Annotated in this window: 24 protein-coding genes, 1 tRNA gene and 2 pseudogenes; 14 read left to right on the top strand and 13 right to left on the bottom strand. The window is 67.9% G+C overall.

Features of this window, described 5'->3' with window-relative positions:
* Position 1: 1 nt before the first annotated feature.
* The 6 genes from GKO32_RS25590 to GKO32_RS25565 all read left to right on the top strand — a co-directional run bounded on the left by GKO32_RS25590 (position 2) and on the right by GKO32_RS25565 (position 6,328).
* Positions 2-1,411: a sensor histidine kinase gene (locus GKO32_RS25590; RefSeq protein WP_154759459.1), complete on the top strand. Its 1,410-nt coding sequence runs from the start codon at positions 2-4 to the stop codon at positions 1,409-1,411.
* 95 nt (positions 1,412-1,506) lie between these two features.
* The gene (locus tag GKO32_RS25585) at positions 1,507-2,274 is read left to right on the top strand and encodes a DeoR/GlpR family DNA-binding transcription regulator (RefSeq protein ID WP_154759458.1); all 768 of its coding nucleotides are present in this window, start codon (positions 1,507-1,509) and stop codon (positions 2,272-2,274) included.
* Complete coding sequence (galT, locus tag GKO32_RS25580; protein WP_154759457.1) at positions 2,271-3,350, top strand: galactose-1-phosphate uridylyltransferase; 1,080 nt, start codon at positions 2,271-2,273, stop codon at positions 3,348-3,350. The genes GKO32_RS25585 and galT overlap by 4 nt, the downstream gene beginning before the upstream one ends.
* A gap of 75 nt (positions 3,351-3,425) precedes the next feature.
* Positions 3,426-4,784, top strand: a complete 1,359-nt coding sequence (locus GKO32_RS25575) for a S1C family serine protease (RefSeq protein WP_154759456.1) — start codon at positions 3,426-3,428, stop codon at positions 4,782-4,784.
* Positions 4,785-5,641: 857 nt separating this feature from the next.
* A complete protein-coding gene (locus GKO32_RS25570) occupies positions 5,642-6,142 on the top strand; it encodes a MogA/MoaB family molybdenum cofactor biosynthesis protein (protein ID WP_154759455.1) in 501 nt (166 codons plus the stop codon).
* 3 nt (positions 6,143-6,145) lie between these two features.
* Entirely contained in the window at positions 6,146-6,328 is a 183-nt protein-coding gene (locus tag GKO32_RS25565; RefSeq protein ID WP_154759454.1) for a hypothetical protein, read from the top strand.
* Between the two features lie 289 nt (positions 6,329-6,617).
* Here the strand turns inward: GKO32_RS25565 and mscL are convergent, their stop codons facing one another.
* The 4 genes from mscL to GKO32_RS25545 form a co-directional block, all read right to left on the bottom strand.
* Positions 6,618-7,043 (bottom strand): large-conductance mechanosensitive channel protein MscL, encoded by a 426-nt coding sequence (mscL, locus tag GKO32_RS25560; protein ID WP_154759453.1) that lies wholly within the window; start codon positions 7,041-7,043, stop codon positions 6,618-6,620.
* A 26-nt stretch (positions 7,044-7,069) separates the two neighbouring features.
* Positions 7,070-7,336: a hypothetical protein gene (locus tag GKO32_RS39315; protein ID WP_246244660.1), complete on the bottom strand. Its 267-nt coding sequence runs from the start codon at positions 7,334-7,336 to the stop codon at positions 7,070-7,072.
* 342 nt (positions 7,337-7,678) lie between these two features.
* Positions 7,679-8,047 carry an FmdB family zinc ribbon protein gene (locus GKO32_RS25550; protein ID WP_312868528.1) on the bottom strand — a complete coding sequence of 123 codons (369 nt, stop codon included), beginning with the start codon at positions 8,045-8,047 and terminating at the stop codon, positions 7,679-7,681.
* Positions 8,048-8,259: 212 nt separating this feature from the next.
* Positions 8,260-8,856, bottom strand: a complete 597-nt coding sequence (locus tag GKO32_RS25545; RefSeq protein ID WP_154759450.1) for a 5-formyltetrahydrofolate cyclo-ligase — start codon at positions 8,854-8,856, stop codon at positions 8,260-8,262.
* 24 nt (positions 8,857-8,880) lie between these two features.
* Between GKO32_RS25545 and GKO32_RS25540 the strand changes: the two genes are divergently transcribed.
* The 5 genes from GKO32_RS25540 to GKO32_RS25520 all read left to right on the top strand — a co-directional run bounded on the left by GKO32_RS25540 (position 8,881) and on the right by GKO32_RS25520 (position 12,772).
* Complete coding sequence (locus GKO32_RS25540) at positions 8,881-9,783, top strand: UTP--glucose-1-phosphate uridylyltransferase (protein WP_154759449.1); 903 nt, start codon at positions 8,881-8,883, stop codon at positions 9,781-9,783.
* On the top strand, positions 9,783-11,051 hold the full coding sequence (glp, locus tag GKO32_RS25535) for a molybdotransferase-like divisome protein Glp (RefSeq protein ID WP_154759448.1): 1,269 nt from the start codon (positions 9,783-9,785) through the stop codon (positions 11,049-11,051). Before GKO32_RS25540 ends, glp begins: the two co-directional genes overlap by 1 nt.
* A gap of 15 nt (positions 11,052-11,066) precedes the next feature.
* Positions 11,067-11,726: a GNAT family N-acetyltransferase gene (locus GKO32_RS25530; protein ID WP_312868527.1), complete on the top strand. Its 660-nt coding sequence runs from the start codon at positions 11,067-11,069 to the stop codon at positions 11,724-11,726.
* A gap of 143 nt (positions 11,727-11,869) precedes the next feature.
* Positions 11,870-12,646, top strand: a complete 777-nt coding sequence (gene sepX / locus GKO32_RS25525) for a divisome protein SepX/GlpR (protein WP_154759447.1) — start codon at positions 11,870-11,872, stop codon at positions 12,644-12,646.
* 53 nt (positions 12,647-12,699) lie between these two features.
* Positions 12,700-12,772, top strand: a tRNA-Ala gene (locus tag GKO32_RS25520).
* Here GKO32_RS25520 and GKO32_RS25515 read toward each other — a convergent pair.
* The 3 genes and pseudogenes from GKO32_RS25515 to GKO32_RS40635 all read right to left on the bottom strand — a co-directional run.
* Positions 12,764-13,441 carry a hypothetical protein gene (locus GKO32_RS25515; RefSeq protein ID WP_154759446.1) on the bottom strand — a complete coding sequence of 226 codons (678 nt, stop codon included), beginning with the start codon at positions 13,439-13,441 and terminating at the stop codon, positions 12,764-12,766. The two genes, GKO32_RS25520 and GKO32_RS25515, sit on opposite strands and share 9 nt — an antisense overlap.
* 2 nt (positions 13,442-13,443) lie before the next feature.
* Positions 13,444-13,608, bottom strand: a complete 165-nt coding sequence (locus GKO32_RS39310; protein ID WP_246244657.1) for a hypothetical protein — start codon at positions 13,606-13,608, stop codon at positions 13,444-13,446.
* Between the two features lie 25 nt (positions 13,609-13,633).
* Positions 13,634-13,906 (bottom strand): annotated as a pseudogene (locus tag GKO32_RS40635) (recombinase family protein); the annotation flags it as partial.
* A 234-nt stretch (positions 13,907-14,140) separates the two neighbouring features.
* On the opposite strand from GKO32_RS40635, the gene GKO32_RS25505 reads away from it, so the two are divergent.
* On the top strand, positions 14,141-14,338 hold the full coding sequence (locus GKO32_RS25505) for a hypothetical protein (RefSeq protein WP_154759445.1): 198 nt from the start codon (positions 14,141-14,143) through the stop codon (positions 14,336-14,338).
* On the opposite strand, the gene GKO32_RS25500 is transcribed toward GKO32_RS25505, so the two are convergent.
* A complete protein-coding gene (locus GKO32_RS25500) occupies positions 14,325-15,038 on the bottom strand; it encodes a TetR/AcrR family transcriptional regulator (RefSeq protein ID WP_154759444.1) in 714 nt (237 codons plus the stop codon). The genes GKO32_RS25505 and GKO32_RS25500 overlap by 14 nt on opposite strands.
* Before the next feature lie 95 nt (positions 15,039-15,133).
* On the opposite strand from GKO32_RS25500, the gene GKO32_RS25495 reads away from it, so the two are divergent.
* Positions 15,134-16,015, top strand: coding sequence for a patatin-like phospholipase family protein (locus GKO32_RS25495; RefSeq protein ID WP_154759443.1), 882 nt, complete (start codon positions 15,134-15,136; stop codon positions 16,013-16,015).
* 5 nt (positions 16,016-16,020) lie between these two features.
* The gene (locus GKO32_RS25490; protein WP_154759479.1) at positions 16,021-17,055 is read left to right on the top strand and encodes an NAD(P)-dependent alcohol dehydrogenase; all 1,035 of its coding nucleotides are present in this window, start codon (positions 16,021-16,023) and stop codon (positions 17,053-17,055) included.
* A 15-nt stretch (positions 17,056-17,070) separates the two neighbouring features.
* On the opposite strand, the pseudogene GKO32_RS25485 reads toward GKO32_RS25490, so the two are convergent.
* The 5 genes and pseudogenes from GKO32_RS25485 to GKO32_RS25465 all read right to left on the bottom strand — a co-directional run.
* Positions 17,071-17,205 (bottom strand): annotated as a pseudogene (locus GKO32_RS25485) (helix-turn-helix domain-containing protein); the annotation flags it as partial.
* Between the two features lie 437 nt (positions 17,206-17,642).
* On the bottom strand, positions 17,643-17,975 hold the full coding sequence (locus GKO32_RS25480; protein WP_154759442.1) for a LysR substrate-binding domain-containing protein: 333 nt from the start codon (positions 17,973-17,975) through the stop codon (positions 17,643-17,645).
* A 184-nt stretch (positions 17,976-18,159) separates the two neighbouring features.
* Entirely contained in the window at positions 18,160-18,678 is a 519-nt protein-coding gene (locus GKO32_RS25475; RefSeq protein ID WP_154759441.1) for a DinB family protein, read from the bottom strand.
* 205 nt (positions 18,679-18,883) lie between these two features.
* Complete coding sequence (locus GKO32_RS25470; protein ID WP_154759440.1) at positions 18,884-19,237, bottom strand: NAD(P)/FAD-dependent oxidoreductase; 354 nt, start codon at positions 19,235-19,237, stop codon at positions 18,884-18,886.
* Between the two features lie 54 nt (positions 19,238-19,291).
* A complete protein-coding gene (locus GKO32_RS25465; RefSeq protein WP_208024536.1) occupies positions 19,292-19,807 on the bottom strand; it encodes a MarR family winged helix-turn-helix transcriptional regulator in 516 nt (171 codons plus the stop codon).

Below are 19,807 nucleotides of genomic sequence, written 5' to 3'. Positions count from 1 at the left end.
CATGACCGAACCGGTGGCCGTCGTCGATGTCGGCGAAGGTACGGAGCGCAAACCCCGCCGCCGCATGTCGCTTCGTGCCAGGGTCACCCTGCTGGCCGCGGCCTGCGTCGCCGTGGTGATGGCACTGGTGTCGATCGGCGCGTACGTGACCGTCTACAACAACCTCTACCAGCAGGTGGACGACAACCTGCAGGTCCGCGCCATCGCAGCGGCGCAGACCCCGCAGGTCCGGCAAGGGCTCCAGGAGTTCCCCGGCGCGATCCTGAGCAGCACCGACATCCAGATCTGCCTGCTCGACTCCAGCGGCGCGGTCACGTTGCCGAAAGCGGGAATGCAGCCACCCATCAGCCAGGCTGAACTCGCCGTCAGCCAGGGCAGCGTGTCCTCGTCGATCCGCACGGACAGCAAGACCGACATGCGGGTGGTCGCGCTGCACTACGGACCGGGCCAGGCACTGGTGCTCGCCCAGTCGCTCACCCCGACGAAGCAGACGCTCAACCAGCTCGCGATCGTGCTCGCACTGATCGGCGGCGGCGGGATCATCGTCGCCGCGCTCGCCGGCACGGCCGTCGCACGCACCGGCCTGAGGCCCGTGGAAAGGCTGACCGCGGCGACGGAATACGTGACCCGCACCGGTGATCTGCGCCCGATCCCGGTCAGCGGTGACGACGAACTCGCCCGGCTGACGACGAGCTTCAATACCATGCTCGGCACGGTCGCGGAATCGCAGGAACGCCAGCGGCAGCTCGTCGCGGACGCCGGCCACGAACTGCGCACCCCGCTGACTTCGTTGCGTACCAACCTGGAACTGCTGCTCTCGGCCAATCGTGCCGGTGCGCCCTCACTGTCCGAAAAGGACAGAGTCGAGATCGAGGCGGACATCACGGCGCAGCTGGACGAGCTGACCCAGCTGATCGGTGACCTGGTCGAGCTCGCACGGGAAGACGAGCCCCGCACCGAGTATGAGCGGGTCGAGATGGTGGAGGTCGTCGAGCGGGCGCTGGACCGGGCGCGGCGCCGCACAAGCGACATCGAGTTCGATGTGGCGCTGCAACCCTGGGTGCTGACCGGAGATCACAGCGCACTCGAACGCGCCGTGCTGAACCTGCTGGACAACGCGGTGAAGTTCTCGCCGCCCGGCTCGACGGTCCGGGTCCGGATGCGCCCGCTTGGCGACGGCAGCGCGGTCGTCGAGGTCGCGGATTCGGGGCCGGGCATCGCCGAAGCCGATCTCCCCAGGGTGTTCGACCGGTTCTACCGTTCGTCGGAAGCGCGCACGCTGCCCGGTTCGGGGCTCGGACTGTCGATCGTGAAGCAGGCCGCGCAACGGCACGGCGGTGATGCCTACGCCGGCCGGGCGCCCGAAGGTGGCGCACTGCTGACGATCCGCCTACCCGGGGCACCCGCCTGAGCGAGTCCCTGCCGATGTTTGATCGTGTAGGATTTTGTGTGGTTGCGGGTAGTTGAGGATGGGGAGCGGCAGTGCTGGCGCGGCAACGGCAAGCGATGATCTTGGAGGAGGCCCGGCGGGTGGGCGCCGTCCGGGTCAGCGATCTCGTTGCCAGGCTTGGTGTTTCGGACATGACGATCCGCCGCGACCTCGATGCGCTGGCAAGTCATGGTCTCGTCGAAAAGGTCTACGGCGGCGCCACGGCGAACGTCGGCAAGAGCACGGACGAACCCGGTTTCGAGGCGAAGTCCGAACAGCAGCAGGCACAGAAGGAAGCGATCGCGAAGGTCGCGGCCGGTCTCGTCCGGCCGGGCACCGCGATCGGGATTTCCGCCGGCACCACGACGTGGACCTTCGCTCGTGCGCTGGACGCGGTGCCGGGCCTGACGATCGTGACGAACTCGATCCGGGTGGCCGACGTGCTGCGTGAGTCAGCTCAGACCGAGCGCACGGTGGTGCTCACCGGCGGGGTCCGCACGCCGTCGGATGCGCTGGTCGGTGGGGTCGCCGTCGCCAGCCTGCGGCGGCTGCATTTGGACCAGGTTTTCCTCGGTGTGCACGGGATGGCTGCCGGGCCGGGATTCACCACACCGAACCTCGACGAGAGCGAGACCAACCGGGCCCTGGTCGAGGCGGGACGCAGCCTCATCGTGCTCGCCGACCACACGAAATGGGGGATTGTCGGTATCTCCACGATCGCCGATCTCGAAGAGGCGGACGCCGTGGTGACCGACGACGAATTACCGGCGGCTGCCAGGGAAACGCTGTCCGAGCACGTCGGTGAGCTGAAGATCGCCGAGGTGGACGAGGCGGAGGAAAGTTGATTCGGACCGTGCGGCAGCTGGCGGATGGCCGCGAGATCATCTACTACGACGAGGCGCCGCACGAGCGCAGAGCGACCGACACGCGTGATCTTCCGTCGGTCGCGGCGAGTTCGGAAATCCGGCGTGACCCGCTCAGCGGTGAGTGGGTCGCGATGGCCGCGCACCGGCAGACCCGTACCTACAAGCCGCCGGCCGACCTGTGTCCACTGTGTCCCACCAAACCGGGAAAACCCAGCGAGATTCCCGAATCCGACTACGACGTGGTGGTGTTCGAGAACCGGTTCCCGTCTTTCTCGCAGCACGTGACGGGCGAGTCGGGCAGCGTCGACGGGATGGGTCTCGTGCCGACGGCGCCCGGGCGTGGCCGGTGCGATGTCGTGTGCTTCACCAGTGATCACAACGGTTCCTTCGCGACGTTGGGCCCGCGGCGGGTCCGCACAGTGGTGGACGCCTGGGCGGATCGCACCGAGTCGATGTCCACTTTGGAGGGTGTGGCCCAGGTCTTCCCGTTCGAGAATCGGGGCGAGGAGATCGGCGTGACGTTGTCGCACCCGCACGGGCAGATCTACGCCTATCCTTTTGTCACGCCGAAAACGCAGCGCATGCTCGACGTCGCCCGCGCTTACCGGGCCGAACACGGCCGGCCGGTGCTCGGCGATGTGCTCGACGCGGAACGGAAGTCCGGCGCCCGCGTCATCGTGGACAGCACGCACTGGACGGCGTTCGTGCCGCCGGCGGCACGCTGGCCGGTTCAGGTACTGCTGGTTCCCCGTCGTCAGGTGCCGGACATCCCGGCGCTCAGCGGAGCCGAGCGCGATGACTTCGCCGAGGTGTACCTCGAGGTTCTCCGTCGGTGCGATGCGTTGTACGACAGGCCGTTGCCCTACATCGCGGCGTGGAACCAGGCGCCCGTGCAGATCGACCGTGAGCTGGGCTGGCTGCACCTCGAGCTGTTCTCCATCCTGCGCGCCAAGGACAAGTTGAAGTACCTCGCGGGTTCGGAGTCCGGGATGGCGGTGTGGATCAATGACGCCACGCCGGAGCAGATCGCGGACCGTCTCCGGGCCGTCCGGTAGCACTAGCGGCATACTCATGTCGGAGCCTCAGGCTGGGCTCAGCCAGCTCTCAGGACCGACCAGCATGGTGAGGACATGACCGAGAACGACCCCAGCGCGTCCCATGGCAGCGATGCCCCGCAGGAGCGGCAACAGCCGGAGCCGCAGCCGCCGGAGCAGGACGACAGCACGCCGCCGCGCGGCACCCCGGTGGGTGGGGCGCAGCAGCCGAGTCCGTGGTCGGCTCAGGGGCAGCAGGCGGGACACGGGCAGCAGGCCTATCCGTGGACGTCGCCGTCTCAGCAGGCGCCCTACGGCACCGCGACTTTCCCTGCGCAGCAGCCGGCGGTCCCGCAGCAACGCCGGGGTTCGGGCCGGCTGGTCGCGGGGGTCGCCGTGCTCGCGCTGGTCGTGGGCGGGGCGGCCGGTGGGCTCGGTGGTTATCTCGCCTCGGGGAACTCGGGCGCGGGCAGTTCCTATAACGCGCTCAGCCAGCCGGTGCCCAGCCAGCAGACGAGCACCGCGCCGGCGGGCAGTGTCGAATCGGTGGCGCAGAAGGTTTCCCCGAGCGTCGTCGAGCTCGTGGTGTCGGGTCGGCAGGGGCAGGGCGAGGGTTCCGGGTTCGTGCTTTCGACCGATGGCTACATCCTGACGAACAACCACGTGGTGGAGGTGGCCGCGAACGGCGGCACCATCCAGGCGGTGTTCCAGGACGGGACGAAGACGGGCGCCTCGATCGTGGGCCGCGATCCGACGACGGATGTCGCCGTGGTCAAGGTGCAGGGCGTGCCGAATTTGACTCCGGTGTCGCTGGGCAATTCCGATCAGATGCAGGTGGGCCAGTCGGTGGTGGCGTTCGGTTCGCCGTTCGAGCTGACCGGCACGGTGACGTCGGGCATCGTGAGCGCGCTGCACCGGCCGGTGCGTGCCGGGGGCAGCAGCGGCGACCAGGCGACGGTGATGAGCGCGATCCAAACCGACGCGGCGATCAACCCGGGTAACTCCGGTGGCCCGCTGGTGAATCTGGCCGGCCAGGTGATCGGTATCAACTCGGCGATCTACAGCCCGCAGTCTTCGGGCGGACTCGGCCAGCAGCAGACCGAGGCCACCAACGCCGGCATCGGGTTCGCGATCCCGATCAACCAGGCGCGGCGGACGGCGCAGGAGATCATCAATACGGGGAAGGCGACGCAGACGTACATCGGCGCGACGGTCAGCGACGCACAGTCCGGTGGTGCGCAGATCCAGGATGTGGCGCAGGGCAGCCCCGCCGCACAGGCCGGCCTCAAGGGCGGCGACGTGGTGACCAAAGTGGACAACCAGGTGATCAACGACGCGGACGGCCTGATCGCGGCGATCCGCACCCGCGCGCCGAACGACAAGGTGACTTTCACGTTGAGCGACAACCGCACGGTGCAGGTCACCCTCGGCGGGCAGCCGGTACAGGTGAACTGAGCGTCGAAACCCTCGGCCGTCAAGGTGCGGTCGAGACCAACCCGAGCTCCCGGCGCATCCCCCGCCCGGGAGCCGCGTTGTTTTCAGGCGGCGTTTCCGCGTCGCCGGTGACCGCAGGCACGAGCTGGCTCTCTGGGGCTCGGGCTCGGCGGATGTGGCGGTGTTGTCCACAGAGGACAGTCGGGTGCGGGTCGTCATGCGGCGTGGTGTCTCGGCCCGCGCTTCCCGGCCCCGGCCCATACTTCGGGGCCCCGGCACGCCCTGTGCGCCGGGCCGTGGCACACGCCGCCTCCCGGTGTCTGCGGTGTCGAGGCAGGCGCCGCATCCGGTATCTCCGCAGGCGCGTGGTCCGCACACCGCCAGGCGCGTGGCCCGGCACCTCCGCATGCAGCTTTTCCCTGGCGCCCGCCGCATTCCGCTGTTCCTGGAGGCACATGGCCGCCACGCATCCCCGCCGAGTGGCCCGCCCCCAAGCGAGTGGGCCGCACCCGAGGCGCGTGGCCCGGCCCTGCCAGGCGCGTGGCCCGGTAGCCGCCGCGTTTTCGCACCCGGCAGGCGCGTGGCCGGTGGTTGGCGCATTCCGTTTCCGGCGCCCAGGTAAGCCTGTTCCCCCGCGCCCACGCACCCCGCGCCGGCCCTAGTGTCAGCCGCAGTGGGACCCGGTCTGCGCCAGCCCCGCGCATTCGCGCGCTGTCGACTGTGGAATCCCCCGGCAGCGGTACTTGGGCGTCTGCCAGGTGGGGTTTTGGGCGCCTTGCGGTGGCCGATTGGGCGAACCCAAGTGTCGTCGGGGGTGGCGCTGTCGGTAGCTGGACGTGGCCGTCAGGCTTGGGTAACAACGGGCTAACGTGTCTTCCATGGAACGCAGTGCACAGCGGCTTGGCCGGGCCCTTGTCGTGATTGTCGACGACCGCGCGGCACATGGTGAGCACGACGACACCTCCGGGCCCTTGGTCACGGAGCTACTGGAGGAAGCCGGGTTCATCGTGGACGGCGTGGTTGTCGTGCACGCGGACACCGTCGCGATCCGCAATGCGCTCAACACCGCGGTCATCGGTGGCGTCGACTTGGTGATCACTGTCGGCGGCACCGGCGTGTCGCCCCGTGACGTCACTCCCGACGCGACAGCCGGTGTGCTGGACCGTCCGATCCCCGGTATCGGCGAGGCACTGCGCTCCTCCGGCTTGGCGGCAGGCGCGGTCGACGCGGGGATTTCGCGGGGCTTGGTCGGCGTGTCCGGTAGCACCCTCGTGGTCAACCTGGCCGGCTCCCGCGCGGCGGTGCGTGACGGCATGGCGACGCTGTCCTCGCTGGTGCCGCACGTCATCGACGAACTCTCCGGCGTCGGAGAGTCCTGACCCTTGCCCGGCGACGACAGCCATCGCCCGGAGCGACCCGCCCCGAAACGCGACCGCCGCGAGCTGGACGCGATCTTCGGGGACGTCCTGCCGGAGACCACCTCCGACGAGCGCGAACCAGCGTCACCGAGCAGCGACCGCGAGGCCTGGTACCGCGAGAACCGCCCTCCACACCACGACCGGTAGCCCCACGCAGTAGAGCTAGCTGCGGTCGTTGGACCGGTACCCCTCGCCATCGCGGCCGGGCGACTGCGCGTGTGGGCGCACCGGTACGGGCCCGCATGTATGGCCGAGGCGGTCGCACGGCACGAACCCCCACCGGGAGGGGGCTGACGGGTCGTTTGCGCGTCCGCTGAGCCGCGGTTGCGGCTTCGTGGGCGGCCACGTTGCAGTTGCGGTCTGCGGGCATGTTGCCGTGGCGTGCGCGGCCACGGTGCTGCGGCGGGGTTAGCCACACCGCGGTGGCTTGGCCGGGTTACGACCCGACGCTCTCCTCACTTCGTTCGCGGCCCGACTGCTCACGCAACAGGTCCCGGATCTCGATGAGTAGTTCGACGTCTGTTGGCTCCGAGGGACCCGCCTCCTTGCCCTTCTTCCGGCGCTCCTGGATCTTCTGAACCGGCAGCACGATCGCGAAGTACACGACGCCGGCGATCAATACGAAGTTGATCGCGGAATTGATGACGCCACCGAAGTCGAGGAACGTGGAGTCATTGTCGCTCAAGACATTGAACCCCAGGCCTTTCGCAGCCTCGGTGCCGCCGATGGTGTTGATCAGCGGCTTGATCAAACCGTTGGTGAATGCCGTGACGATCGCCGTGAACGCAGTACCGATGACGACCGCGACAGCGAGGTCGACGACGTTGCCGCGCATCAGAAAATCTTTGAAGCCCTTCAGCATGTGTACTCCTTCCTCACCGGATCTGGCTAACGGAGGGTAACTGCTACTGGATTCCGTAGTGACACTGCCGCCACTTGTGTCGCGATATCGGTGGGTACGGCGATCAGCACCAGCGGCCCCTTGGACTCGCTGCCCATGAACCTGCTGCCACCGTCCGGCGGCGGGCGGATGTCGACGACAGTGGCCATGCTCGCCAGGACTTCCCTTGCCGCGTAACCATTGTCGGTGGCGACAACGTCCACTCGGGTACCGGGCGCGAGCAACTCCGCCACGCTGGCGTCCGCCAGGTGCACGGGAACTGTGGACAACCCTGCGGGCGCAGTGGGACTCGCTCGTGCTCGCGCGGGCTCGGCCGACGTTGGGGGCGCGGAGGCAGGCCGCGTCGCAAGGACTGCCGCAACGAGGAGCAGGGCTACGGCCAACGCCCGCCGGGCGAGGAGAAAGCGCTTACTGCGCACCAGAGAACGCAGGCGGTCACGTAAGGAAGACAGCGGAAAACGCATAGCGAGCACACTCCGTGGGCTTCGGTGCGGCGGCGCTGGTTCGCCGCCGACACCTCGACGTTAGGAGTGCACCCGCTGGGAAGAACAGAAAAAATTCAGGCACCTGTGGACAACTGGGTGCCTGTGGATAAGTCAGGAGGCTGCCGCAGCTTTGGTGGACGAAGTGCTCGACGAAGACGACGAAGAAGAGCCGGACGACGAGTCGGACTTGCTGCTCGACCCGTTGCTGCTGGACCCATTGCCGCTCGAACCGCTGTCGCCGTTGGAACCGCTCGCCGACGACGAAGACGAGGACTTGCTCGACCCGGACGAGGACTTCGAGTCGGACCGCGAGTCGGTGCGGTAGAAGCCGCTGCCCTTGAAGATCACGCCGACGGCGCCGTAAAGCTTACGCAGCGGGCCGGTGCACTGCGGGCACTCGGTCAGGCTGGCGTCGGAGAACGACTGCACGACCTCGAACTGGTGGCCGCACTCCTTGCAGGCGTACTGGTACGTGGGCACTGGTGCTCCTTCGCGCATTGGCACTCGATCCGCGAGAGTGCTAACGCTGAACGATACTGGCCCATTCCCACGCAGGTCAAACGGGGTTTTCACAGACTCGAACCGAGACCCCGCGTCCCTCGGTGATCAGCCGCGCCCCCGGTGTCGATGGCCTGCTTGTTTGCTCCGTCGCCGCATCGACGATCCGAACGGCGTGAGATATTGCTCACCAGTCACGGAATCGGCAGCGGAACTAGCCCCTGCCGCGGAGTCAGGGCCCCCGTCATCCGGATATCATGCGCTTCGGCGGGCAGCCGCTCGACGAGTTCCGTGTCCCGGACCACCGCGATGAGAGCCGCGTCGTCGGCGGCATGCACCAGGGAACGGTCGTAGTGCCCCGCGCCGCGACCGAGGCGTGCGCCGCTGCGGTCGACGGCCAGTGCGGGCACCAGCACGAGGCCGGCGTCGCGCAACGCCGCCGGCCCGAGCCGGGGGCCGGAAGGCTCAAGAATTCCCCGGACGCGGCCTGGTGAAAGCGTTTGCGGACCGGTGTATTCCGCCCAGTCGAGTGCGGCGGCGCCTGCTGGGATCACCGGTAGCAGCACGCGTGCACCCGTGCTGCGGATGACGTCGAGCCACGCGAATGAACCCGGCTCGGTGCCGAAGGGGACGTAGCAACACACGGTGTCCGGCAAGGACATCGAGGCGACCGAGTTGACCAGCGCGCTGGCCTCCGACACGCGCTCGGCCTGGGAAAGGTCCCGGCGAGCGGCCTTCAACCGGGCCCGCCACTCCGTCTTGCCCAGCTCGCCATTCCGCCCGTCACCCATATCTGCAGGTTAGGCTTTACCTCCATGACGGGCGCCTTCCACGACAGTTCCTTCCGCACCGCGATCGTCCCCGCCGCAGGGCTCGGGACACGCTTCCTACCTGCGACGAAATCGGTCCCCAAAGAGCTGCTGCCGGTGGTCGACACGCCGGGCATCGAGATGGTCGCCGCGGAAGCGGCGCAGGCCGGTGCGAAACGTCTGGTGATCGTGACCTCGCCCGGCAAGGAAGCGGTCGTCAACTACTTCCGGTCCGCGCCGGAGCTCGAGGACAACCTCGAACGCAAGGGCAAGACCGCGTTGCTGGAAAAGGTGCGCCGGGGGCCGGGGCTGCTCGACGTCGAGGTCGCGATCCAGGAAGAGGCGCTCGGCCTCGGACATGCCGTCGCGCAAGCGGAGCCGAACCTGACCGATGAGGACCGTGCCGTCGCGGTCCTGCTGCCCGACGATCTCGTGTTGCCGACAGGCGTCCTCGAGCGAATGGCGGAGGTCCGGGGGAAACACGGGGGCAGCGTGCTCTGCGCGTTCGATATCCCGAAGGAGCAGATCTCACCCTATGGCGTGTTTGACGTCACCGAGACGGAGGACGAAGACGTCAAGCGTGTGCACGGAATGGTGGAGAAGCCGAAGCCCGAAGACGCGCCTTCGACCTACGCGGCGGCCGGCCGTTATCTCCTTGACCGGGCGATCTTCGACGCGTTGCGGCGGATCAAGCCCGGTTCGGGCGGCGAACTCCAGCTCACCGACGCGGTGGCACTGCTGATCGAAGAGGGGCACCCGGTACATATCGTGGTGCACCGGGGCGGTCGGCATGACCTGGGCACCCCCGGCGGGTTCCTGCGGGCCGCGGTGGACTTCGCGCTCGACCATCCCGACTACGGCCCGTCGCTGCGCACCTGGCTCGCCGAGCGAATCGAGAACGAAGGCTGATGACCCCTCCCATCCCGGAGCCGCCCGAGCCCGCTGATCAGGAGTTCCGTCCCGTCGACGAGCAGATCGCGCTCGTGCTGGACTCGGCAGTGCGCCCGCGTCCGGTGCGCGTCGCGATCTCCGAGGCGCAGGGGTTGCTCTGCGCCGAAGAGGTCGTCGCGGAACACGCCCTGCCCGGTTTCGACCAGGCTGCCGTGGATGGGTATGCGGTGCGTAGCGTGGATGTGCGCCCGGTCGAGGACGAGCCGGTGCAGCTACCCGTGGTCGGTGAGATTCCGGCCGGCTCACGTCAGCCGCGTCGGTTGCAGCCTGGCCAGGCTGTCCGCGTCGTGACCGGCGCGCCGCTGCCGACACTGGCCGACGCCGTCGTGCCGACCGCGTTCACCGATGGGCATCCGGCCAACGTCACGGTGCACCGCTCGGTGCCGTCGGCCGGATATGTCCGCCGCACCGGGGAGGACGTGCAGATCGGCGACGTCGCGGTCCGCCAGGGCGACACGATCGGCTCGGCACAGGTGGGGCTCCTCGCCGCGGTCGGCAGGTCCAAGGTGCTGGTCTACCCGCGGCCGCGGGTGTCGATCGTGTCCGTCGGCGATGAGCTGGTCGACATCGATCGCACGCCCTCTGTGGGCCAGGTGTACGACGTGAACTCCTATGCGCTGGCGGCGGCCGCGCGTGACGCGGGCGCGGAGGTCAGCCGCGTCGGGATCGTGTCGAGCGAGCCGAAGCGCCTGCGGGAAGTGGTCGAGGGCCGGCTGTTGATGTCCGAGGTCGTCGTGGTCGCCGGTGGTGCCGGCGGCAACTCGGGCGACGAGGTACACGCCGCGCTGTCCGATCTCGGGCACGTCGACATGACCCGCGTGGCGATGCACCCGGGATCCGCCCAGGGTTTCGGACGTCTCGGTCCGGACTCGGTGCCGACTTTTCTGTTGCCCGCCAACCCGATGAGTGCGCTCGTCGTGTTCGAGGTGCTCATCCGCCCATTGATCAGAGCAGCTCGGGGCACGCGAAATCCCCATCGCCGCGTGGTGAGCGCGCGGCTGCTTTCACCGCTCACGTCCGCCAAGGGACGCCGGGGTTTCCTGCGCGGGCAGCTGCTGCGCGACGAGAGCACCAGCGAGTACCTGGTGCAGCCGCTCGGTACGTCCGGCGCGCATCTGCTGGCTTCGCTCGCCGAGGCCAACTGTCTGATCAACGTGGACGAGGATCTCACCGAGGTGCCCGCGGGAGAACAGGTACGGGTGACCTTCCTCGCGCAACGGGTGTAACGGTTAAATACGCCGGTGCAGGCAGGGACTTACGACCTCGAAGCCCGGCATCCCGGCTGGCCGGCGCGACTCGGGCCGCTCAAGGTGCGGGCAGGCGTGGTCGCGCTACGGCCGATCCGGCTGCGGGACGCGGGGGACTGGTCCCAGATCCGGCAGCGGGACCAGCAACATCTCGAGCGGTGGGAGCCAACGGCGCCCGGCTCGTGGGCCGATCGCAACGGGTTCTGGTCGTGGCCGCCGCAGTGGATGGCGTTGCGCGGGCTGGCGCGGCGGGGCCAATCCCTGCCGTTTGTGATCACGGCCGACGGCGACTACGCCGGCCAAATCACGCTCGGTAACGTGATCCGGGCCTCACTCCGCTCCGCTTGGATCGGCTACTGGGTGTCGTCGACGTCGGTCGACGGCGGCGTCGCGACGGCTGCGGTGTCCCTGCTTGTGGACCACGCGTTCGGCCCGGCCGGGCTGCACCGGATCGAGGCGACCGTGCGCCCGGAGAACGAGCCGAGTATCCGGGTACTCACCAAGACCGGCTTTCGTCAAGAAGGCCTTTTCCAGCGATATCTCGATGTCGCCGGAGATTGGCGGGACCATCTGTGCTTCGCCATCACCGCCGAGGAGACCGGGCCCGGGCTCGTTGCGCGGCTCGTCCAGGAGGGACGCGCCGAACGCGTGTGAGATCGGCGTTACCACATCGGCTCCGTTTCACCGGATCCGGTGGCTACTTTTCGCCGCCGCAGCGGCGTGGCTCCCCACAATCTGTTACTCCTGTGACTAGCGTGACGGTATGTAGCAGGAGTCGGGGGAGGTGACAGAGGGAGATGCCCAGCTCGCTGATCATTGTTGCCCTTGCGGCGGCGTGGCTAGTCGTGCTCGTGCCCATGGTCGCGCGGAAGCGTCAGGCTGTGGTTCAGACGACGGACGCCGCCCTCGCAGCGCGTGTCGTTCGGAGCGGCAGCGGCACGGATGAGGCTGACACCTCGCCGGACGTCGCCGATCCCGAACCGGAGGAGCCTGAGGAGGACGAGCGCGAGTACCGACAGGCTCGCGCCGAGGCTGATTCCGAAGAGACATACCGCTCGCGCGGGGATTTCACCGAGGCTGATGAAGGCCGTCGTTATAGGCCTGGCCGCGGCGGATTCGACCCGGAAGCGGCGGAAATTGCAGCTCGCGCCAGGTACGCGGTGCGGCAGCGTGTCGTGGTGGCGCTGCTGTTGCTCGCCGTGGTGACGGCTGTTGCCGCGGGTTTCGTCTCGGGAATGCTGTGGTCGGTCCACGGTGTGGTCGACATCGCGCTCGTCGGGTACCTCGCGTACCTGCGGCGGCAGGTCCGGATCGAGGACGAGATCCGGCAGCGGCGCCTGGCGCGGCTGGCCCGGGCACGCCGCCGTCCCATGCCGCGCCGTGCGCCAAGGGAAGAGCGCGAGGAGCCACCGGAAGAGCCGCGGCGTGAACTGGTCAGCATCGAGCGCCGGTCGTCACCCACGTCCCAGCTCCGCAGCCAGGCGGTCGTCGTTGACGTGGACGACGAGGACCCGGCGTTCCATGAACTGGACGACCCAGGCCAACTCCCCTTCCGGCGGGCGGTCGGCGAGTAACCCCCCTCGCTGCCCGCCGCCGGGCGGTTGCTATGCTTTCCAAGCTTCACCGAGGGGCTGTAGCGCAGTTGGTAGCGCGTCTCGTTCGCATCGAGAAGGTCAGGGGTTCGATTCCCCTCAGCTCCACCCTAGAGGTCTTACGAGAACAAGTGCCTGAATGAAGGCCACGGAGTAGGACTGCGACGCCTGACGGCGTGCAAGGACCACCTGCATTGCGGGTGGTCCTTTTGTTTGTGTCCTCTGCGCTGGTTGCTGCGGTCCGCTGTCTTCGCTGTAGAGGGCGTGGAAGATCGCTTGGTTGAGTAGACGCCGTTGCTGGTCGTTGCAACGTCGGTACAGTTTGTCGGGCTGTGCGAGCAGGGCAAGGCTGGCGTTGATGAGTTGGGCGCTGTCGGTGAGGTCGGCGTTGGCTGTGTCCAGGCGAGCCTCCAGGCGGCGCTTGCGTGGGATGTCGAGTAGCTTTTCCTTGACCTTGGCCCGCGGGAGGGTGCTGTCTGCTGCGAGGTCGATCAAGTTTTCCTCGTTTGTGTCGAGTTCTTTGAGTTGTGCGGTGATCTGCTTGCGCAGCAGGCGTGCGGATTTTTCCTGTTCGCCGAGCACAGCATCGACCTGGTCGCGCATTTCTGTGATGAACGGCTGGCTGAAGCGAATCGTGGCGTAGTGGCGCTCGACCGCGTCTTCGACGAGCGTGACGTTGATGTGGGGTGCTTGGCACAGCCCCTTTTGCCGGCCGCGGCAGAAGAAGTACAGGTCGACATACGGGTCGATGAGCGAGAAGCCAAGTTCCTTGGCCATGTTCAGGCATGCCTCGCGCTGGACTCGGTCTCGCGCCGTCCCGGCGAGGACGCACGCCGGTAGATCACTACGCGGTCGTCGGGCTCAGGAGCTTCCGACCGCCGCTTGGCGCGGACAGGGCTGCCCTGCTGTAGTTCGTTTTCCGGTTGGGCATAGGCGTTGTTCATGACACCTCGCTGTCTTGTGACGGAGGCGATCACGCCGGTCTGCGAGCGCGCCCGTGTACTCGATCTCGGCAACGGCACTCACCACGCGTACGAGAAAGAGGCCGAACGGGGACCCGGTATCGAGGCCGGGATCCGCGGCCGAGACCAACCGCACACCTAGCGACGTCAACTCGTCGAGCAAGTCGGCGAGTTGCCGAGTTGTGCGGGACAGGCTGTACATGTGCTTGACGACGAGCACGTCGATGTCGCCGGATCGGGCTGCTGTCGTCGCTGCTGCGAAGAGTGATGCGCCACTCAGGTTGGGAGGCGACGTAGGTCTGCAGGAAGTCGCTTTCGCCGAGCGTGGGCGCGGGATTCCTGCCGCATATCGGAAGCGTGGCGTACAGCGCCGCGAAAGCGGGGCTCAACTCCCTCATCCGGGCGGCCTCGGGCACACCGTCGCCGAGGGTGCCAGGTCCATCGTCGCCCTTGCGACGATCGGCCCGGACGGGCCGACCGGACAGTTCATCGACCGGTCCGGGATCCTCCCCTGGTGAACCTGCGCAAAGTTGCCGGTGGTCGTGCTGCTGCTGGCGCTACCGTGGCGGACGACCTGTCGCTCGGCACGATCGGGCTGGGCGTGCTGTTACGCGATGTCGTGCTGACGCTGGCGATCGCGATCGTCGAGCGGCGGTGGCAGAGCCCGACCCGCCGGCACACCGAGGACGATGCGATGGTCATGGCGGATTGACCTGACTCGAGTTTTCACCCTGTGCGGAGTCCGCGAGGACCATGGTGCCGACGAGGTGGGCGCTGAGGCTCATGCGGAGATACTCCTCAAAGGACTCCTTGTCCTGTTCACCCAGCTGCCGAGCGGCTTCCACGAGGTTGTCGGAGGGGCGCGCGAAGGGCCAGAGGCTACCGGCGAGGATCACGACCGCCGTGGCGAAGGTCAGCGCCGATCGGTCGTCCAGTCCGGACAGGCGGTCGATCAGCCAGCTCCGGAGCTTGAGCTGGAGCTCGCGCGACCAGGTCTTGAACTCGAGGGCGTACTCGATGGAGATGTTCTGCTCCAGTACCACACCGAGACTGCTGAAGAGTTCGCACAGCAGGGGCCGGTCGGCCAGCGAACGGGCCAACGTGCCGGCGACGGCGAGCGGCGGCACCAGCCCGTCAGCCGGTGAGCCGCCGTTCGGCGCCGGCGGCGGTTCCTCGAGGGCTTCGAGCCAGGCGGACCACTCGACCTTCAGCAGTTCGAGGAAGATCCCCTCCCGGCTGTCGAAGTAGCGCAGCACATTCGACTTCGCGAGGCCCACCTCGGCGCTGAGGTCGCGGAGGCTGATCTCGGTGACGCGCCGCTGGGCGAGGAGATCCCTGGCGACGGCGAGGATCGCGGTTCGCCGCTCCGCGACCTGCTCGGGTCGGCGCGCACGTTGGAATCCGGCCTCCATGTGCTCAAGGTTATCGACCCACCCCCCTTTGCTTAAGAGCCCACTGGTCCGATAATGTAAATTACGAAACACTGGTCTCTTATTGGAGGGAAAGCATGACCGATAGTTCGCGACGTGCGGTGGTACTCAGCGGGGGTGGCCTTCTCGGTGCCGCGTGGCAGGCGGGGCTCCTGCGTGGGCTGACTGAGGCTGGGGTCGACCTCGCCGGTGCCGACACGGTGATCGGCACCTCGGCGGGTTCCCTCTCCGGTGCCTCGTTCACCATGGGCGGAGATCCGCAGGAGTTGCTGCGCATCCTGGATCAGGCAGTGGCGTCTGTCGAGTCGTTCGTGACCCCGGAACGATTCGGCCGGATGTTCGAGATCATGGCGCAGGCAGCCGCCGAGGACTCACCCGAGGCGGGGCGCCGGCGGATCGGCCAGGCCGCACTTGAGGCCGAGACCATCGCCGAGGCCGATTTCGGTCCGAAGTTCTCGTTCCTCGGCGAGAAGTGGCCGGACGGATTCGTTTGCACGGCCGTCGAGGCCACGTCGGGCGCCTTCCAGGCCTGGGCGTCCGGTTCGAACGTCCCGTTGTTCCGGGCGGTCGCGTCCAGCTGCGCGGCACCGCTGGTCTTCCCGGCGGTGGACATCGATGGCCGGCGCTACCTCGACGGTGGGCTCAACAGCAACCTCAATTCCGAACTCGCGCGCGAGTTCGGGCGCATCCTGGCCGTGTCCTGCCTTCCCGTCACCACGCCGGTACCGGATGCCGGGCCGATGGCCGACTCCATGGCCGCCCAGGTGGCCGCGGAACTCGAGGAGCGGCGCGCGGCCGGTAGCCAGGTCGAGCTGATCGAACCCGGCCCGGAGTTCCTGGACGTCACCGACGGCGGGCGCAACTACATGGTTCGCGCCAACGTCCAGCCCGCCTTCGAAGCAGGTCTGCGTCAGGCGCTGGGGGCGGCGCAGCGCGTGAGCGAGATGTGGACGGCGTGAACGGCATGCGACAGACCACTGGTTGGGCCGTCAACGAACCCGGGGCGGCACTGGCCCCGTGGGCCTTTCCGCGCCGCGACCTGCGTGAGGATGACGTCGCCGTACGGATCGAGTACACCGGCATCTGTGGCTCGGACCTGCACGCCGTCCGCCACGGCGATGCCGCGGCCATGCCGCTCGTGCCCGGCCACGAGATGACCGGAACCGTCACCACCGTAGGCACGGCCGTCACTGGCTTCAAGGCAGGCGACCGCGTCGCCGTCGGCAACGTTGTGGACTCCTGCGGGACCTGTCCCGCCTGCGTCGAGCACCGCGAGAACTGGTGTTTCGCGTACCCGACCGTCACCTACGGCGGCATCGACCGCGTGGACGGAACCCTGACCCAGGGCGGTTTCTCCAGCGAGTACGTCGCCCGCGAGGCGTTCGTCTACCACCTGCCGCCCGGACTCGACCCGGCCGGCGCGGCGCCGCTGTTGTGCGCGGGCGCCACCATGTTCGGTCCGTTGCGGCACTGGCAGGCGGGTCCGGGCAAGACGGTCGGCATCGTGGGGATCGGCGGTCTCGGCCACCTCGGGGTGAAGTTCGCCCACGCACTGGGGGCCCACGTCATCGCCTTCACCACCTCGGCCGCCAAGGCGGCCGAGGCGCTCGAACTGGGTGCGGACGAAACGATCCTGTCCACCGACTCCGCGCACCTCGACGCGGCGAAGTGGCGCTGCGATCTGATCCTCGACACCGTCGGCGTGCCGCACGACATCAACGGCTACCTCCGCGCCCTCAAACTCGACGGCACCCTGTGCACGCTCGGCATCCCACCCGAGGACTGGCGGGTCGAGCCGACGAGCCTGCTGTACGGCGCCAAGCGGCTGACCGGAGGCAGCGGCGAGGGCACTCGCCTGGTCCGCGACATGCTCGACTTCAGCGCGAAACACAGCATTACCGCCCAGATCGAGCTCGTTCCCGCCACCGCGATCAACACTGCTCTGGATCGGCTGGAACGAGGCGACGTCCGCTACCGGTTCGTCGTCGACATGACCTGACCCGGGCTCCGCCAGCTAGCCGGCGCGGAACGCGGCGCGATAGGACTTCGGCGTCGTACCGACGACGCGCTTGAACCGGTCCCGAAACGCTGTCGCTGAGCCGAATCCGACCTCGCCGGCGATGCGGTCGACGGCGTGGTCGGTCGTTTCGACCGAGGCCGGGTCGAGCCGCTTCTGCGCTTGCCGAGTGCCCGGCACCGGGCCGGGCGTGACAGATTGCGGCCCCTGCTCGACCACCGACGCTCCTGCGGACAGCCCGCTGACCAGGAACTTTACGATCGGGGGCAGGGTTGGAACGTACTCTCGACACTTCCACAGTTCTCAAGATCGCCCGACCTGCGAGTTTACGTAGGTCGGGCTTTTTTTGGCTATGCCGGAAATTTGTCTCTTGTGGGGCAGCCGTGACCCCGTTTGAAAACGGGTCACCCAAAACTGTCCCAGGGTGCTCACCTGTCTGGGTAAGGTTCTTTCGGTTACGGGGCCGGGTATTGAGCGGCGCGGAAGTCGGTGGCCAGTGTGCGCGGCCGGTCGGTGTTGCGAGCTCGGTCGGCGGGCAGCTTCGAAGCCGCCGAGAGTGGCGGACTTCGTCAGCGAGTCAGCAAGCTGCGAGCGAGGCGGCTGAAGGCGGTCTGGGCTTGGGAGGGCACGAGCGAGACGTGGCTGACCAGGGGGTCTAGTTCGGCGACCGATCGTGGCACGAGAGCCACTCCCAACCGGCGCTTGACGAGCGCGAATGCCGCGGACAGGTCAGCGCTTTCGAAGCTCGCCTGCGGGACGCGGTCGATCGCGGCGAAGGCGTCGAGCAACGCCTGGTGGGTGCTGGCGCCGCGATGGAAGGTGATGAACGGCTCGTCGACCAGGCCGCTGATCTTGGCGGTGTCCCGTCCGGCCAACGCGTGATCGCGAGACACGATCACCACTAGCTCTTCCTAATCGGTAGTGGGCGATGCCTGGGTTTTTCCCGTCGTTTGACGACTTAGGAGAGAACGGCGCGTCTGCAGGTGCGCTTGTCTCAGACCGCCGTCACTCGAAGTGAGTTGTGCGGTCAACCCGAGGCAGCCATGCAGGTTCCAGCGAGAGACCGACGGAGGTTGGATCGGCTCCTCAGCCCTGGCTGAGTGTCAACTGATCCCGGTGGAAGTCGAAGTGCTGGGTCGGGAAGTGGTAGACGTCCGCGAGGATCATTTTCTCGCGGAAGAACGGATCCCAGCGGGTGGGGAACTGCATCGCCCGGGAGAGCTCTGCCTCGGTCTCGGCATTCAAGCGTCGCTGCAAGGCGGCGATGGTCCGGTCGAAGAGGGCGTTGAGGATCCGTCGGGGCAACACCGAGCCCGCCAGCCAGGCGCCCGCATAGTTCACCACGTCGAAGGGCACGGTCACCGCGTTGAGCAACTGTGCGAAGCGCCTATTCGCGGCGGCGGGCAGCCGGTCGAAGGTCACGACCAGTCCGCGGAGAGCCCGCACGAGCAGGTATCCGAGCAGCATGTGGAACAGCAGTTGCTTGTTGTTCCACCGGGTGCCATCGGACCGTCGACGGAGATCGGCATCGGACGCGCCGTTGAGCAACTCATGGAAGCTCGCCCGCGCCCGTTCCATCTCCTCGTGCACCGCCTGCCGATCCATGCTCTCAGTGTCCTCGCGAACCGGGCAGCCGGCGTGGCTGAATCAGCGGCCGCGGACCTGGCGAACATGGCGTGGTTGTCGTGCGTGCCGGTCAGGCGTGGCCGGAGGGTGGTGCCGGCTCGGCGAAGGTCTCGGGTGGTCAGACCGATGATGGTTTGGGAGGTCGTGCCCGAGCGGGCGTTGGGGGACGAGCTGTGCAGCTGGGTCACCTGGTGGGCGAGCCCGGTGGACAGCGCGGGGATCTCCGGGGTTGGAACGGGCCGGTGGCCACGACCACGCTGCGGGCGTGGACCGTTGTGCTGCCGGCGGTAAGCAGATAGTTGTCGTGGTCAGGGCCGCGGTCCAGCGCGGTGACGCGGGCCGGTAGGTCGAAGGTACCCGCGTAAGAGGCGAGGTAGTCGGCCACCTGGTCTTTGGTGGGGTAGGTGTCGCGCGGTGCGGGGAACGGAAGTCCGGGGAGGCTGGCGTACTGCCCCGGGGTGAACAGTCGCAGCGAGTCCCATCGGTTGCGCCACACCTGCCCGATACCCGGGGCCGCGTCGAGAATCTCGAAGGCCAATGCCGAGGGTCAGTCCGGCCTGCCCACCACCGACCGCGGCCACATCCAGCACGGTCACGGACCGTTCTCCCCTCGTGGCACGGTGACGCGATGCAGGATGCGATCGGCCACGCGCATGAACGCGGCCAGGTCGGCGGCTGGCAGGTCGCCGAGGGTGGCCCGCGCGGAGTCGTGGCGTCGGTCGGCCATCCAGCTGGCGGTGTCGGCCCCTTGCCCGGTCAGTACGACGGAGATCGCGCGGCGGTCGGAGGGGTGCGGGCGCCGTTCGACGAGTCCGTCGTGTTGCAAGGTGTCGATCAGGCCGGTGACGTGGCGGAGACTGCAGCCCAGTGCGTGCGCCAGTTCGCGTTGGACGAGGGTGCCCTCGCTGGCGAGCAGGTAAATCACCTCGGCGCGGTTGGCGGTGAGCCCGCGCTCGGTCAGGGCCAGGCGCATCGCCTCCGCCAGGCGCGCGGCCAGCTCGAACGCCTTCTCGAATTCAGTCCGGCGATGCTGGAGCTGGCGCGCCGCGGATCTTGGGAGATGCACCGGGTGTTGCGTCCCGGTGGGCGGTTGCTGCTGCTCGATCAC

Source organism: Amycolatopsis pithecellobii (genome assembly GCF_009707865.1).
Lineage (GTDB): Bacteria > Actinomycetota > Actinomycetes > Mycobacteriales > Pseudonocardiaceae > Amycolatopsis_E > Amycolatopsis_E pithecellobii.
The sequence above is the reverse complement of the archived record's forward strand: the minus strand, read 5'-3'. Positions and strand labels throughout refer to the sequence as shown.

What these genes read in the sequence shown, in the direction of transcription:
- glp (WP_154759448.1), top strand. Translation starts at nt 9,783, where the DNA reads ATGACCCCTCCCATCCCGGAGCCGCCCGAGCCCGCTGATCAGGAGTTC.
- GKO32_RS25575 (WP_154759456.1), top strand. Translation starts at nt 3,426, where the DNA reads ATGACCGAGAACGACCCCAGCGCGTCCCATGGCAGCGATGCCCCGCAG.
- mscL (WP_154759453.1), bottom strand. Translation starts at nt 7,043, where the DNA reads ATGCTGAAGGGCTTCAAAGATTTTCTGATGCGCGGCAACGTCGTCGAC.
- GKO32_RS39310 (WP_246244657.1), bottom strand. Translation starts at nt 13,608, where the DNA reads ATGAACAACGCCTATGCCCAACCGGAAAACGAACTACAGCAGGGCAGC.
- GKO32_RS25500 (WP_154759444.1), bottom strand. Translation starts at nt 15,038, where the DNA reads ATGGAGGCCGGATTCCAACGTGCGCGCCGACCCGAGCAGGTCGCGGAG.
- GKO32_RS25570 (WP_154759455.1), top strand. Translation starts at nt 5,642, where the DNA reads ATGGAACGCAGTGCACAGCGGCTTGGCCGGGCCCTTGTCGTGATTGTC.
- GKO32_RS25585 (WP_154759458.1), top strand. Translation starts at nt 1,507, where the DNA reads ATGATCTTGGAGGAGGCCCGGCGGGTGGGCGCCGTCCGGGTCAGCGAT.
- GKO32_RS25545 (WP_154759450.1), bottom strand. Translation starts at nt 8,856, where the DNA reads ATGGGTGACGGGCGGAATGGCGAGCTGGGCAAGACGGAGTGGCGGGCC.
- GKO32_RS25515 (WP_154759446.1), bottom strand. Translation starts at nt 13,441, where the DNA reads ATGGCCAAGGAACTTGGCTTCTCGCTCATCGACCCGTATGTCGACCTG.
- GKO32_RS25590 (WP_154759459.1), top strand. Translation starts at nt 2, where the DNA reads ATGACCGAACCGGTGGCCGTCGTCGATGTCGGCGAAGGTACGGAGCGC.
- GKO32_RS25540 (WP_154759449.1), top strand. Translation starts at nt 8,881, where the DNA reads ATGACGGGCGCCTTCCACGACAGTTCCTTCCGCACCGCGATCGTCCCC.
- sepX (WP_154759447.1), top strand. Translation starts at nt 11,870, where the DNA reads ATGCCCAGCTCGCTGATCATTGTTGCCCTTGCGGCGGCGTGGCTAGTC.
- GKO32_RS25490 (WP_154759479.1), top strand. Translation starts at nt 16,021, where the DNA reads ATGCGACAGACCACTGGTTGGGCCGTCAACGAACCCGGGGCGGCACTG.
- GKO32_RS25475 (WP_154759441.1), bottom strand. Translation starts at nt 18,678, where the DNA reads ATGGATCGGCAGGCGGTGCACGAGGAGATGGAACGGGCGCGGGCGAGC.
- GKO32_RS25495 (WP_154759443.1), top strand. Translation starts at nt 15,134, where the DNA reads ATGACCGATAGTTCGCGACGTGCGGTGGTACTCAGCGGGGGTGGCCTT.